General features: G+C 43.9%; 12 protein-coding genes. 7 read left to right on the forward strand and 5 right to left on the reverse strand.

Annotated features, from left to right (window positions below; translation table 11 throughout):
- Positions 1-20: 20 nt before the first annotated feature.
- Positions 21-1,055, forward strand: a complete 1,035-nt coding sequence (locus VXQ11_RS11410; RefSeq protein WP_144725347.1) for a methyltransferase — start codon at positions 21-23, stop codon at positions 1,053-1,055.
- The gene (locus VXQ11_RS11415) at positions 1,055-2,518 is read left to right on the forward strand and encodes an amino acid permease (RefSeq protein ID WP_144725349.1); all 1,464 of its coding nucleotides are present in this window, start codon (positions 1,055-1,057) and stop codon (positions 2,516-2,518) included. Before VXQ11_RS11410 ends, VXQ11_RS11415 begins: the two co-directional genes overlap by 1 nt.
- Before the next feature lie 55 nt (positions 2,519-2,573).
- Here VXQ11_RS11415 and VXQ11_RS11420 read toward each other — a convergent pair whose 3' ends face one another.
- Positions 2,574-3,107, reverse strand: coding sequence for a peptidase C39 (locus VXQ11_RS11420; RefSeq protein WP_416706070.1), 534 nt, complete (start codon positions 3,105-3,107; stop codon positions 2,574-2,576).
- Positions 3,108-3,210: 103 nt separating this feature from the next.
- Complete coding sequence (omp38, locus tag VXQ11_RS11425; RefSeq protein WP_064097083.1) at positions 3,211-4,338, reverse strand: outer membrane protein Omp38; 1,128 nt, start codon at positions 4,336-4,338, stop codon at positions 3,211-3,213.
- 376 nt (positions 4,339-4,714) lie between these two features.
- Here omp38 and VXQ11_RS11430 point away from each other — a divergent pair, with 376 nt between their 5' ends.
- The 3 genes from VXQ11_RS11430 (at position 4,715) to VXQ11_RS11440 (ending at position 7,125) form a co-directional block, all read left to right on the forward strand.
- Positions 4,715-5,236: a GspH/FimT family pseudopilin gene (locus tag VXQ11_RS11430; protein ID WP_064097082.1), complete on the forward strand. Its 522-nt coding sequence runs from the start codon at positions 4,715-4,717 to the stop codon at positions 5,234-5,236.
- 112 nt (positions 5,237-5,348) lie between these two features.
- Positions 5,349-6,524 (forward strand): thiolase family protein, encoded by a 1,176-nt coding sequence (locus VXQ11_RS11435; RefSeq protein ID WP_416706071.1) that lies wholly within the window; start codon positions 5,349-5,351, stop codon positions 6,522-6,524.
- A gap of 151 nt (positions 6,525-6,675) precedes the next feature.
- Positions 6,676-7,125, forward strand: coding sequence for a VOC family protein (locus VXQ11_RS11440; protein WP_144725355.1), 450 nt, complete (start codon positions 6,676-6,678; stop codon positions 7,123-7,125).
- 64 nt (positions 7,126-7,189) lie between these two features.
- Here VXQ11_RS11440 and VXQ11_RS11445 read toward each other — a convergent pair whose 3' ends face one another.
- The 3 genes from VXQ11_RS11445 to VXQ11_RS11455 all read right to left on the reverse strand — a co-directional run bounded on the left by VXQ11_RS11445 (position 7,190) and on the right by VXQ11_RS11455 (position 10,687).
- Complete coding sequence (locus VXQ11_RS11445; RefSeq protein WP_416706072.1) at positions 7,190-7,675, reverse strand: DUF934 domain-containing protein; 486 nt, start codon at positions 7,673-7,675, stop codon at positions 7,190-7,192.
- On the reverse strand, positions 7,668-9,311 hold the full coding sequence (locus VXQ11_RS11450; RefSeq protein ID WP_416682055.1) for a nitrite/sulfite reductase: 1,644 nt from the start codon (positions 9,309-9,311) through the stop codon (positions 7,668-7,670). The genes VXQ11_RS11445 and VXQ11_RS11450 overlap by 8 nt, the downstream gene beginning before the upstream one ends.
- A 254-nt stretch (positions 9,312-9,565) precedes the next feature.
- The gene (locus VXQ11_RS11455) at positions 9,566-10,687 is read right to left on the reverse strand and encodes a CaiB/BaiF CoA transferase family protein (RefSeq protein WP_416706073.1); all 1,122 of its coding nucleotides are present in this window, start codon (positions 10,685-10,687) and stop codon (positions 9,566-9,568) included.
- A gap of 213 nt (positions 10,688-10,900) precedes the next feature.
- Here VXQ11_RS11455 and VXQ11_RS11460 point away from each other — a divergent pair, with 213 nt between their 5' ends.
- Positions 10,901-11,911 (forward strand): AraC family transcriptional regulator, encoded by a 1,011-nt coding sequence (locus tag VXQ11_RS11460; protein ID WP_064097078.1) that lies wholly within the window; start codon positions 10,901-10,903, stop codon positions 11,909-11,911.
- A 195-nt stretch (positions 11,912-12,106) separates the two neighbouring features.
- The gene (locus tag VXQ11_RS11465; RefSeq protein WP_416706074.1) at positions 12,107-13,312 is read left to right on the forward strand and encodes an acetyl-CoA C-acetyltransferase; all 1,206 of its coding nucleotides are present in this window, start codon (positions 12,107-12,109) and stop codon (positions 13,310-13,312) included.
- The last annotated feature ends 3 nt before the right edge of the window (positions 13,313-13,315 follow it).

Raw genomic sequence — 13,315 nt, forward strand, 5'->3', positions numbered from 1 at the left:
TTTATATTGGAGAGATACCTATGGATCCTAAAAGCGAAGTTTTATTAAGACAATATGATTTTTTGTCGGGTCGCATCTTACTGATTAATGCACCGACAGATAATCTGCTCGCTGAATTCGATGCCTCTATCAATCCGGCTGTCTGGACATGGAATTTTAACGATTTTCAATATTTCCAGTCACAACAAGCAGATGTGCATTTTGGTGCAGAAATGCCTGAAGCTGAATTTGATCAGGCAGTTATTTTTGTACCCAAGTCTAAAGAACTGTTGAATTATTTACTGCACACTGTGGCAGCGCAGCTTAAACCGGGCAGCAGTATTTTTTTGGTCGGTGAAAAGAAAGGCGGGATAGAACGCGCAGCCAAACAGTTGCAGCCTTTTGGTAAAACTCTCAAACTTGACAGCGCACGTCATTGCCAGCTTTGGCAATTGGTTCTAGACCATACGGTCGAGAAAAAAGCACTTGCAGACTGGGCACAGCGTTATACCGTATCTACACCAAATGGTGATCTGAATATTTGTGCACTTCCAGGCGTCTTTAGTCAAAACCGTTTGGATGTAGGAACTGCCACACTATTACCTTATTTGTCACAAGTCACTTCAGGTAAAATTGCCGACTTTGGGTGTGGTGCGGGGGTGATTAGCGCGTATCTGGCAAAGTTGAATCCGAAAAACCGGATTTTTGCCATGGATGTTGATGCCTTTGCACTGGCTTCTACACAAATGACATTTGAAGAAAACCAGCTTACTCCTGAACAGATTGAAATCAAAGCGGTTACAGGCATTGAGGATGCACCCTTGTTCCTGCATGCCATTGTCAGTAATCCGCCTTTTCATATGGGAATCGAGACCGATTACACGGCAAGTGAAACCTTATGTAAAACCTCGCGTCGTCATTTAAAATCAGGCGGCGAGCTTTGGATCGTGGCCAACCGTTTCTTGAACTATCCTACCCTGATTGAACAAAACTTTGGTCGCTGCACAGTGAAAGCGGATCAACAAGGCTTTAAAGTGCTCTTCGCCAGCACTCAAAAAAATGTTAAGGAATCATGATGAGCGAAACGCAAAATACGATGCAGCTGCAGCGTAAGCTGGGTGCTCGTCATCTGAATATGATCGCCATTGGCGGATCCATTGGTACAGGTTTATTTTTGGCCTCAGGTGCGACCATTGCCAATGCTGGACCAGGTGGTGCACTGCTTGCATATGTACTGATTGGGATCATGATTTATTTCCTGATGACCAGCTTGGGGGAGCTTGCCACGCACAATCCGACTTCAGGTGCATTTTTCACTTACGGCACCAAATATGTCGAAGGTGGTTTTGGTTTCGCTTTAGGCTGGAATTACTGGTACAACTGGGCCATTACCGTGGCTTTTGAACTGGTTGCCGTTCAGTTCATTATGAAATTCTGGTTTCCCGATATACCGGGCGTGTACTGGAGCGCCATTTTTCTTGTCATTATTTTTGGGATTAATGCCCTGACAGTAAAAGGCTTTGGCGAATCTGAGTTTTTCTTTTCGCTGATTAAAGTCCTTGCAATCATTGCCTTTATCATTATCGGGATCTGGATGATCGTGAAGATCATGCTGACTCCGGGTGCAGAAGCATTTGCCAACTGGAGCATTGGCGATGCACCTTTTGTCGGTGGCTTTCAGGCATTAATTGGTGTGGCGATGATTGCCGGATTCTCCTTCCAGGGTACCGAAATGGTCGGTGTCGCGGCAGGTGAATCGAAAGATCCAAAGAAAACCATTCCGGTAGCCATTAAACAGATATTCTGGCGTATCCTGTTGTTTTATATCGTGTGTATTTTCGTTATCGGCACATTGATTGCCTATAATGACCCACGTTTATTACAGGCAGCTGCAACCGACGATATTGCACTTTCTCCTTTTACCTTATTGTATGAAAAAGCTGGTTTTGCCTTTGCTGCCAGCATCATGAATGCGGTGATCTTGACCGCTATTCTATCTGCAGGTAACTCGGGCATGTATTCATCTACCCGTATGCTGTTTGATATGGCACGTAAAGGTAGTGCACCTAAAATGTTTGCGCGTCTAGACCCGCGTGGTGTGCCAATGAATGCACTCTATGCCACGACTGTAATCGCAGCTCTGTGCTTTCTGACCACTTTCTTTGGTGAGCAGGAAGTCTTTAACTGGCTGCTGAACATGTCAGGAATGTGCGGCTTTATCGTCTGGCTCGGTATTGCCATTTCCCATTACCGCTTCCGTAAAGGTTATCTGGCACAAGGATATAAACTCGAAGATCTGGCTTATCGTGCCAAATTTTTTCCTTTTGCTCCCTGGTTTGCATTTATTCTGTGTACGATTGTCGTTCTGGGTCAGAACTATCAGGATGTTTTGGCCGGTCACTGGATGGGCGTATTATCGACCTATATCAGTATTCCGCTATTCCTGGCCATCTGGTTCGGCTACAAATGGAAGAAAAAAACCAAACTGGTGTCTTATCAGGAAATGGATGTACAGCCCATGAAGCTTGATCAGGAATAACCCAGTCAATAATCAAAAAAAGCAGTCTCAGGACTGCTTTTTTAATCTCTCTATTTTAGCTATTTCGCATTACAAAGTTACGGTCATCAATCACAATCGCTTGCTGACAGATTCCATCTACCCGACGTTGCTGCTCAAACACATGCGCCGGCATTGCCTCAAAGCTATCAAAGAAACTGATTTCCTGCTCATCAATAGCATAAATTAACGAGTGATTCCCTACCCTGTCTAAAGTGTCATAGAACACAATCACAAAACGACCTTCACCTGCCTTTTTTTGAATTTCTGCATATGAAAGAGGAGATTCATAAACAGGTAATTTGAGTTCTTGGGCCTTTTGATAAAATTCTACTTCAACAGGCTGTTTATCCGGATCAACTTCTGTAAAAAATTCAGCATCCAGCCCCAAGGTTTTGAGCGCAACTGCGAGCGCAATAGTTGAAGTTCCCATCTCATCATCGTGCCGTGTCAATTGCACCAGATCAGGAATATGTAGATCGATACCATAATGATGAAAGATCATCCAAATTGCATAAATACCACTATTGGCTTCCAGACTCAGCAAGTCTTGAGGAAGTTCTATGCTCATGCCTTTACTCAAAATCATTTTAGAGCAGCAAGTGTATGCAAAAAACAGCCATAAAAAAAGCGACTCCTTAGAGTCGCTTTTTCAGTCTGTGTTCAATAACGAATTATTGAGCAGCAGGAGCTTGTTGTTGCATAACTGGTTCAGCTAGAACAGTACGGCTACCAGTAATTGTCGCGAATACACGACGGTTCATAGCACGACCTTCTTTAGTAGTGTTATCAGCAATCGGTTGATCCCAAGCGAAACCTTGAGTAGACAAACGAGATGCATCTACGTTGTATTCGTTCACAAGTGAAGACTTAACAGAGTTAGCACGAGCTAGAGACAAACGTTCGTTCAATGCACGTGGACCAGTGTTATCAGTATGACCTTCGATGCGAGCAGTAGCGTTTGGATATTCAACTAGCTTCTCAGCAACTTTCGCGATTTCTGGTTTGTACTGATCTTTGATGTTTGACTTGTTAGTATCAAAGAATACACGAAGTTCCATGTTCAGGTCTTCAGTCAACTCTTGTGGAGCTGGAGCAACTGGCTCAACTGGAGCAACTTCAACTACTGGAGCAGCTGGCTTCAGGTGACCACCTAGAACTACGTTAAGACCAGCAAGTGCTGTATAGTTCCAGAACTCGTGATCAAAATTATACGTAGCACGAGCTTCAGTACGTAGTGATAACGCGTCATTTAACTGCCAGAAAGCACCGATACCTGTATTTGCTAAAGTACCTTCTGAAGTATTACCACGGTCACGACGTACTGGAGCTGTTGGGCTGTTAAGACGAGTTAAACCATCAAATTTATATTTGTAGTGACCCGCACCCGCCAATAGGTAAGGCTTAACTTTGCTGTCATAGTTACCAGTGATTAAATCAGAAGTAACATAGAAGTTACCGTTGATTTGAGTTTGCTTATACTCAGCGCCTGGTTCAACTTGTGATGGACGACCATCAGTAATGTAACGAAGTGATTGGTTAACATCACCTTTTACCTGGTTATATTCAGCCTCGAAACCTAACCATGGAGTTAGTTCTACACCAAGTGCTGCACCAACGAACAAGTCGTTTTGCATTTCGCCTTGACCGAGTTGTGCAGATAACAAGTGGGACTGACCATTGTTATGCTTGGTGTCTTGCCAAGTATAACCCAGCATTAATGGAGTAACAGTTACGCCTGCGTTTGCAGCAGCAAAAGGTGCAACTACAAGCATAGCTAAAGCAATACGACTCATTTTCATGGATTTATCCTCCAGAGATAACAATTGTTGTTCAAGCTCAAGCCTTATAAATAGGCCATCCTGAGATAGGCTTTTTATTACCCCAGTATTATTCTTAAGCTATTCACATGGCATCATACAAACACTTTATTATTTTTCCAAGTGCTTGATTAATCTAATCAAGTAAATTATTGACAAAATTACTTACAATTTCCGTTGTAATTCGGTAACTTTTTACTCAATTTTTTATTCTGAATGACCTATTGTGATTGCCAATTATTTTTAACAGCTTTCTTTAAACTTAAGTAAGCAATGAATTACACGCTCAATAAAGCATAAAAAACATATAATTAATAGCACCCTTATAAGAAAAATAATATATAAATCAGGTAACTCTATGTATAAAAAAATAACAAGAGCGTTTACTATTGTTGAGTTAATTATCTGTATTGCAATGATTGCAATTCTCGCCAGTATCGCGCTTCCTTACTATCACGAGTACCGAGCCAGACAGGAAGCTCAAAACATACCGATCAAGTTATCTACAATTAATCGTTATGCACGCAGCCAGGCTGCAATTTTGCGACAGAATGTAGTGATCTGCCCAAGCCAAGATTCTCTCACTTGCCAAGCCAATCAATGGAACAAGACTATGCTGGTTTTCATTGATAAAAATAAAAACAGGCAAGTGGATACAGGTGAGACCATTTTACATATTGATGTAGTTAATCTCAAATACGGTAACCTGAGTTGGCGAGGAGCTTTGAGCTTACCAAGTGTCACTTATCAGGCACAAACAGGTCTGCCTATTGGTTCAAATGGCAGTTTCTACTACTGTTCTGCCCAGTTTTCTAGCCAACAGCGTATTGTACTTAGCAAAATGGGGCATATCCGGAGGGAAAGTCTTCCCTCATGTTAATAGAACTATCCAGTTTATGCTTCGGTACGATTAAAGCTTCAATCGTCAGTTTTTTTCAATATACTGCTTAAGTTCAAGATAAAACGATCAAAACTGATAGGGAGATACAACAATGACTGACATCGTAATTGTAAATGGTGCACGTACAGCCATGGGTGGCTTTCAGGGCAGTCTGGCCAGTGTAACTGCACCGGAACTGGGTGCTGTCACTATTAAGGAAGCAATTGCCCGTGCGGGTCTGCAACCAACGGATATTGAAGAAGTCATTATGGGTTGTGTACTCCCTGCAGGCTTAAAGCAGGGTCCTGCACGTCAAGCGATGCGTCAAGCTGGTCTTCCAGATTCTACTGGTGCGGTAACCATTAATAAATTATGTGGTTCAGGCATGAAAGCCGTCATGCAAGCGGCTGACATGATTAAAGCTGGTTCTGCAAATATCGTGGTTGCCGGCGGTATGGAATCCATGACCAATGCGCCTTATGTATTGCCAAAAGCACGGGGTGGTTTCCGTATGGGCCATGGTGAAATCAAGGATCATATGTTCCTGGATGGCTTGGAAGATGCTGAAACAGGTCGTTTGATGGGTTCATTTGCCCAAGATATGGCAAATACCAAAGATTATACCCGCGAGCAGATGGATGATTTTGCGATTCGCTCATTAAAGCGGGCGCAAACTGCGGTCAATGAAGGCTACTTTGCTGATGAAATCGTGCCTGTAACAGTTAAAACCCGTAAAGGTGATGTGGTCGTTGATAAAGACGAACAGCCGTTCAATGCCAACATCGATAAAATTCCAACTTTGCGTCCTGCTTTCGCTAAAGACGGTACGATTACGGCGGCTAATGCCAGCTCGATTTCGGATGGTGCATCAGCTTTAGTAATTACCTCGGCTGACAATGCAGTAGCAAAAGGGTTGAATCCTTTGGCTAAAATTGTTGCTTATGCTTCGAATTCTCAACATCCATCTGAGTTTACTATTGCTCCAGTCGGTGCAATCCAGAAAGTGCTAGATAAAACCGGATGGGCCGCTTCTGATGTCGACCTTTGGGAAATCAATGAAGCCTTTGCCATGGTGACCATGTGCCCAATGGATGAGTTCAAGCTAGACCCTGAAAAAGTCAACATCAACGGTGGTGCATGTGCACTCGGCCATCCTGTGGGTTCTACCGGTTCACGTATTATCCTGACTTTGATTCATGCATTAAAACGTACCGGTGGCAAGAAAGGGATTGCAGCCCTGTGTATCGGTGGTGGTGAAGCGACTGCTGTAGCGATTGAATTACTGTAACCTCTTCCCTCATCCCATCCCTCTCCCATAGGGAGTTAAAAATCCTCCTGATCTGGGGGATTTTTTTCGCTTACATCTTGATAAGGCTTGCTCGCGCAAAATACCGCAAAGTGGCGTAGATTAAAGCAAGTAAATAAAAGGGAGTTCTCCCATGCAACTGAATCATTACCTCAATTTCCAAGGTCAGGCTGAAGCAGCCTTTAACTTTTATAAATCAGTTTTTGGAGGCGAATTTTCAAGTCTGAGTCGTTATGGTGAAATGCCAGTTGAAGAAGGTGTCACACTGTCGGAAGCGGATAAAAATAAAATCCTGCATATCTCACTTCCCATTAACGATTTTACAGAACTGATGGCATCTGATACGAATGATCAATTTTGCACGCAAACCAATACTGTGTTCATGCAAGGTAATAACCACTATATTTCCATTAACTTAGACGCCAGCGAGCAAGCTGAAGCACAACGACTCTTTGATGCTTTATCGGTGAATGGTCAAATTGAGATGCCACTAGAAAAGACCTTTTGGGGCGCACTTTATGCTGCCTTTAGCGATCAGTTTGGAATTCACTGGATGATCAACTGTCAACTTGAAGAAAATTAAAGATTTTTATTAAGACATAAAAAAGCCGGAATCAATCCGGCTTTTTATAGCAGCATAATTTAAATTATGCACCTGTTTGATAATGTGCCTGTGCAACCGCAGTCGATGCCTGATACGGATTTTTGAAATCATTCAAACCTGCAGCAGCTTCCTGAATATCTTTACCTTCTTTAATCACGAAAGTGTCGAAACCAGAACGCTTCATGTAGTTCAACACATCTTTGAATACATCCCCAGTAGCACGCAGTTCGCCCTGAAAACCTTGACGACGAAGCAGCGCTGCAAATGAATAGCCACGGCCATCATTAAAACCTGCAAACTCGATAAAGATTGTGTCTAGCTGGTCCAGTGGAAATTCATGGTTTTCCGGCGAAGCATCTACAGTTAAGTACAATGCTTTTTTACCTACCACATTGGCAATCTGGTCTAACTGTTCAACAGTCAGAACGACATCGCCCTGTGGTAAAATACCGTCTTCACCAATTAATTGGTATGTATTGTCTGCAATCGTGCCATCTTTAGAGAGCACTTGTAGTGCGGTATTAAGCATATGCACGCTCCTTGAATGGTTGAATGCCGACACGGCGATAAGTATCGATAAACTCTTCACCTTCCTGACGCAGGTCAAGATAGGTATTCAGAATTTCTTCTACAATATCCGGCACGACTTCGGCTGCAAATGATGGGCCAAGAATGTCACCAATCGAAGCATCATGATCGGCATTACCGCCTAAAGTGATCTGGTAGAATTCTGCACCTTTCTTGTCTACACCTAAAATACCGATGTTACCCACGTGGTGATGACCACAGGCATTCATACAACCTGAAATATTCAGATCCAGTTTGCCTAAATTGTAAATGGTATCAAGGTCATCAAAACGGCGTGAAATTGCTTCCGAAATTGGAATGGATTTGGCATTGGCCAATGAACAGAAATCACCGCCCGGGCAGCAAATAATGTCGGTCAAGAAACCAATGTGTGCACGTGCCAGGTTATGCTGATCAAGGATCTGCCATAACTCAAACAGGTTTTTTTGCGGTACATCCACAAGCGCAATATTTTGCTCATGTGTAGTACGCAGCTCACCAAAAGTATACTTGTCTGCAAGCTCTGCAATCAGGTTCATTTCTTCAGTGCTGACATCACCCGGTGCAATTCCGGCACGTTTCAGTGAAATCGTCACGATGCGATAACCTTTCACTTTATGTGCATTGGTATTGATGTTGAACCACTGTTTGAATTTTGGATATTGCGCGAACAATTCAGTGAAATCTTCATCTGCATAATCTTGGTAATCGAATGGCGTAAAGTTCTCATCCATTTTTGCCAAGGTGTCTGCATCGATTTTCAGTGTTTTAATCGTATGCTCAAATTCAGCTTCAACTTTCTCGGCAAATACAGCTGGTGTTAAGGCTTTTACCAGAATCTTGATCCGCGCTTTATATTTGTTGTCGCGACGGCCGTGCAGGTTATATACACGAAGTACTGCTTCCAGATAAGCAATCAGGTCTTCACGCGGCAAGAACTCACGGATAAAGCTACCAATCACTGGCGTACGGCCGAGACCCCCACCCACTTTGATTTTATAGCCTATTTCGCCTGCTTCATTACGCACGATATATACACCAATATCGTGGAATGCAGTGGCTGCACGGTCAATCTCTTCCAGCGCAGAAACTGCGATCTTGAATTTACGTGGCAAGAAAGCAAATTCCGGATGAAAGGTAGACCATTGACGGATCAATTCACAGGTCGGACGCGGATCGGCAACTTCACCGGCAACCACACCTGCATACTGGTCCGTCGTGGTATTACGGATACAGTTCCCTGAGGTCTGGATCGCATGCATTTGCACCGTCGCCAGTTCAGCCAGCATATCCGGCACATTTTCCAGTGCAGGCCAGTTAAACTGGATATTTTGGCGAGTCGAAATATGCGCGTAGCCACGGTCATATTCTTTTGCCAAATCAGCCACTTTACGAAGTTGTTTTGAATTCATCAAACCATATGGCACGGCAATACGTAACATTGGCGCATAACGCTGTACGTACAAACCATTTTGCAGACGAAGCGGACGATACTCATCTTCAGTGAGTTTACCGGCTAAATAACGTTCCGTCTGGTCTCGGAACTGTGCAACACGTTCATTAATCAGTTGCTGATCAAAATCAGTATATAAATACATGGCGTACAGCTAGTAGTTTCTATTATATCGCCGGCAAGGATAGCGAGATTGAACCTATCAATAAAATGCTTTTTATACATATTTCATAGCGGTTTTATTGATAAGCCTGACAAAATTTCACGGATCTCTGTATTTACAGCATTGGATTAAATTTAAAGTAATAATGATGAAAATCTTCAATCATTATTACTTATTTTCATATAGAAAGATTTATCTCTACTTTCGTTATCTAATCTATTAACACTTGAAAAATGCTACCAATTTTGGCTCTCTCCCAATTGCTGCCCTACAAATTCATAACGTATCGTGGAACGTGAAAATTTAATCGGACAAGCCAGTTGTGCTTCAGTTTGCTGACTGCGGGCTTTAAGTGGCACCTGTACCATCCAGCCTCGCTGCTGGGCCAGATCAGAATGCAAGGCTTCTTCAAGTTTGAGTACCGGTTCGACGCAGACATCCAGCGCGGCAAACTGTGTTTGCCATTCAGATAAAGGCTTGGTCTTGATTTTATTTTGGATCGCCTGCTTCACCTCAGTACGATCTTCTTCAGCAAAAGAATTGCCCTTTTCCAGAATAATTGGCAGCTCTAAGGCCTGTGCCAGCCCCTGCATAAATTGTGGTTCCAGACTGCCAATTGACAGATAACGTCCATCTTGGGTTTCATAATAGTCGTAAAAAGTTCCGCCATTCAGATAGCCCGATTCCGGTCGTTGATGCTGATTGCCAGCCAGACTGGCAGATGCGGCCAGATTATTCATCGTCACCACGCAATCGGTCATGGATATATCAATATATTGCCCTTTGCCACTTTGCTGACGTTCAATTACGGCAGCCAAAATTGCAATTACGGCATGCAGGGAACCACCTGCAACATCGGCAACCTGAACTCCCAAAGCTGGTGGACCATTTTCAATCCGGCCACTGTGTCCGGCAATTCCGGACAAAGCCAGATAGTTAATGTCGTGGCCTGCCTTATCTTTATATGTGCCAGTTTGACCATAACCGGTAATGGAACAGTAAATCAGTTTAGGATTAATTTCGCTTAAGGTTTGATAGTCTAGCCCTAGACGTTGCATCACACCGGGACGAAATTGCTCAATCACAATGTCATAATCTGCAATCCTGGCTTTGATCAGTTCGATATTTGCAGAATCTTTCAGATCCAGAGCAACCGATTGCTTGTTACGGTTCAGATAACTCTGTGAGGTGGCCTGCCCATTGGCAAAAGGTGGCATTAACCGTAGCAGGTCCGGTCGGGTTGGTGATTCAATATGCACAACTTCTGCACCTAAATCAGCAAGATACAAGGTGGCAAACGGGCCGGGTAAAAGTGTAGAAAAGTCTAGGATTTTCAATCCTTTTAATGCATATGACATTGGAGTATTTGCTCTACTTCTATTGCTTTTTTTAGCATCATAAGAATATAAATGCACAAAAACAATGTCATGTTCAGCCATTTACCTTGATAGTTTCGGCAATCTAATATGTAAGAAAATGGCAAAGGTATTCTTGTAAATTGCCATTGCTTTATTATTTTTCGTCATTTAGGTCAATTATTAGTGAACATTAAAGAGACTGAAGGATTAAACATGAGTCGTGATACGATCAGTATCCATTTCGTCAACGCAGCTCTATCTGGCGTTAAACGTCTGGGCATGGATGTCGATACTTTATTGTCTCACGTCGGGATTGAAGCAGAACTGCTGCATCAACCCAAAGCGCGTATTTCACCTGAACAATATACCCGCTTTATAAAAATGTTGTGGATGGTGACTCAGGACGAGCATGTCGGTTTTGACAAACAGCAACGCCGTCTGGGTACGTTTGCGATCATGTGCCAGCTGATTATTCATGCCAAAACCCTCGGTGATGCACTGGAACTTTCTTCCCAGTTCTACAAACTCTTCGGTGATGACTGGTCGGTGACCCTAGAACGTGACAAGCATGAAGCACGTCTGGTGCCATTGATTCCAAATGCAATGGATCCGGATCATTTTATTACCGAAAGTATGCTAATGATCTGGCACGGTCTGGCTTCCTGGCTTATTGAGCGTCGTGTACCGCTGGAACGCGTACACTTTAGCTATCCGCGTCCAGCCCATGCCGATGAATATGATGCTTTATTCTTTGCACCAGTGATGCAGTTTGACATGCCACGCACTGAAATTACCTTTGCTGCAGACTATCTGGACCTGCCCGTTCGCCAGAATGAAGAAACTCTGGAAGAGTTTTTGAAAGCAGCGCCGGCCCAACTGCTGGTGAAATTCAAAAATACCAATTCACTGACCTCCAGAATCCGTGATGTGCTGAAGAGCCAGATTGGTGAAGAAATGCCAACCTTGAATGATGTGGCATCGATGTTATATCTATCACCGCAAACCTTGCGTCGCCGTCTGGCAGCCGAAGGCAAAAGCTATCAAGGTGTGAAAGATGCCTTGCGCCGTGATGCCGCAATTCACCTGTTACTTAACCCTGATCTTACCCTTGAAGATGTCGCGCAACAGGTCGGTTTCAGTGAAACCAGTACCTTCCACCGTGCTTTCAAAAAATGGACAGGTGTGACTCCGGGTCTGTATCGTCAATTACACGGTTATCATTAAGCTGATACTCCCGAACCGATAAAAATTAAAATCGTTTCTCTCCGCCTAAGCTCCCTAGCTTAGGCTTTTTTTATGGTTAAAATTGGCTAAATCGCTCAAATGATCTGGCCCGTTCTCGTCATTGCACTTCAAAAATTAAGTATTACACTCGAGTCATTAGAATAAATTTCATCAAATCAATAAAAGGGACAAGCTATGAGCGAGGCATATATTATTGACGCCATTCGTACCCCACGCGGAAAAGGCAAAAAAGATGGATCTTTATATCAGGTAAAACCCATTTCCTTACTGACTGGCTTACTCAACGAACTTCAGGCGCGTCATCAGTTTGATACCGCAAAAGTGGATGATATCGTGCTCGGCTGTGTCACCCCGATTGGTGATCAGGGTGCCGATATTGCCAAAACGGCTGCCATCGCTGCCGGCTGGGACAATGATGTAGCGGGTGTGCAAATTAACCGTTTTTGTGCTTCCGGTCTGGAAGCTGTCAATCTGGCCGCACAAAAAGTCCGTTCTGGCTGGGAAGATCTGGTTGTTGCAGGTGGAGTCGAATCCATGTCTCGCGTGCCGATGGGTTCAGACGGCGGGCCCTGGGCACTGGACCCTGAGACCAATATGGCCTGTGACTTTATTCCACAAGGTATTGGTGCAGACTTGATTGCTACCATTGACGGTTATAGCCGTGCAGATGTAGATCAGTTTGCCGAACAATCACAAAAGAAAGCAGCTGCCGCTCAAGCCAATGGTTATTTCAACGCCTCTGTTATCCCGGTAAAAGACAAAGCTGGTGTAGTAATTCTGGACAAAGACGAATTTATCAAACCGACAACGACTGCAGAAGGCTTGGGCAAACTCAATCCAAGTTTCGCCACTATGGGACAAATGGGCTTTGATGCGATTGCCCTGCAAAAATATCCTGAAGTGGGTGCTGTCCATCATGTGCATCATGCCGGGAATTCTTCAGGCATTGTCGATGGTGCGGCTGTGGTTTTGATCGCATCGGAACAAGCAGTAAAAGAACAAGGTCTGAAGCCACGTGCCAAAGTACTGGCGACGGCACTGGTCGGTGCAGATCCAACCATTATGCTGACCGGCCCTGCCCCGGCTGCTCGTAAGGCCTTGGCGAAAGCCGGTTTAACAATTGATGATATTGACCTGTTTGAAGTCAATGAAGCTTTTGCTGCCGTGGTGATGCGCTTTATCAATGAGATGAAGGTTAATCCTGCCAAGGTGAATGTTAACGGCGGTGCAATTGCCATGGGACATCCACTCGGTGCGACTGGTGCGATGATTTTAGGGACATTACTGGACGAGCTAGAACGCCAGGGCAAAAAGCGGGGTCTGGCTACACTTTGTGTGGGTGGCGGTATGGGCATCGCAACCATTATTGAACTGGTATAAGGA

Origin of the sequence: Acinetobacter sp. 197, from assembly GCF_048148385.1 — a bacterium.
GTDB lineage: Bacteria > Pseudomonadota > Gammaproteobacteria > Pseudomonadales > Moraxellaceae > Acinetobacter > Acinetobacter pecorum.

Bases quoted from the DNA above. Each gene is read 5' to 3' on its own strand.
- VXQ11_RS11410 (WP_144725347.1), top strand. From the start codon at position 21: ATGGATCCTAAAAGCGAAGTTTTATTAAGACAATATGATTTTTTGTCG.
- VXQ11_RS11415 (WP_144725349.1), top strand. From the start codon at position 1,055: ATGAGCGAAACGCAAAATACGATGCAGCTGCAGCGTAAGCTGGGTGCT.
- VXQ11_RS11420 (WP_416706070.1), bottom strand. From the start codon at position 3,107: ATGAGCATAGAACTTCCTCAAGACTTGCTGAGTCTGGAAGCCAATAGT.
- omp38 (WP_064097083.1), bottom strand. From the start codon at position 4,338: ATGAAAATGAGTCGTATTGCTTTAGCTATGCTTGTAGTTGCACCTTTT.
- VXQ11_RS11430 (WP_064097082.1), top strand. From the start codon at position 4,715: ATGTATAAAAAAATAACAAGAGCGTTTACTATTGTTGAGTTAATTATC.
- VXQ11_RS11435 (WP_416706071.1), top strand. From the start codon at position 5,349: ATGACTGACATCGTAATTGTAAATGGTGCACGTACAGCCATGGGTGGC.
- VXQ11_RS11440 (WP_144725355.1), top strand. From the start codon at position 6,676: ATGCAACTGAATCATTACCTCAATTTCCAAGGTCAGGCTGAAGCAGCC.
- VXQ11_RS11445 (WP_416706072.1), bottom strand. From the start codon at position 7,675: ATGCTTAATACCGCACTACAAGTGCTCTCTAAAGATGGCACGATTGCA.
- VXQ11_RS11450 (WP_416682055.1), bottom strand. From the start codon at position 9,311: ATGTATTTATATACTGATTTTGATCAGCAACTGATTAATGAACGTGTT.
- VXQ11_RS11455 (WP_416706073.1), bottom strand. From the start codon at position 10,687: ATGTCATATGCATTAAAAGGATTGAAAATCCTAGACTTTTCTACACTT.
- VXQ11_RS11460 (WP_064097078.1), top strand. From the start codon at position 10,901: ATGAGTCGTGATACGATCAGTATCCATTTCGTCAACGCAGCTCTATCT.
- VXQ11_RS11465 (WP_416706074.1), top strand. From the start codon at position 12,107: ATGAGCGAGGCATATATTATTGACGCCATTCGTACCCCACGCGGAAAA.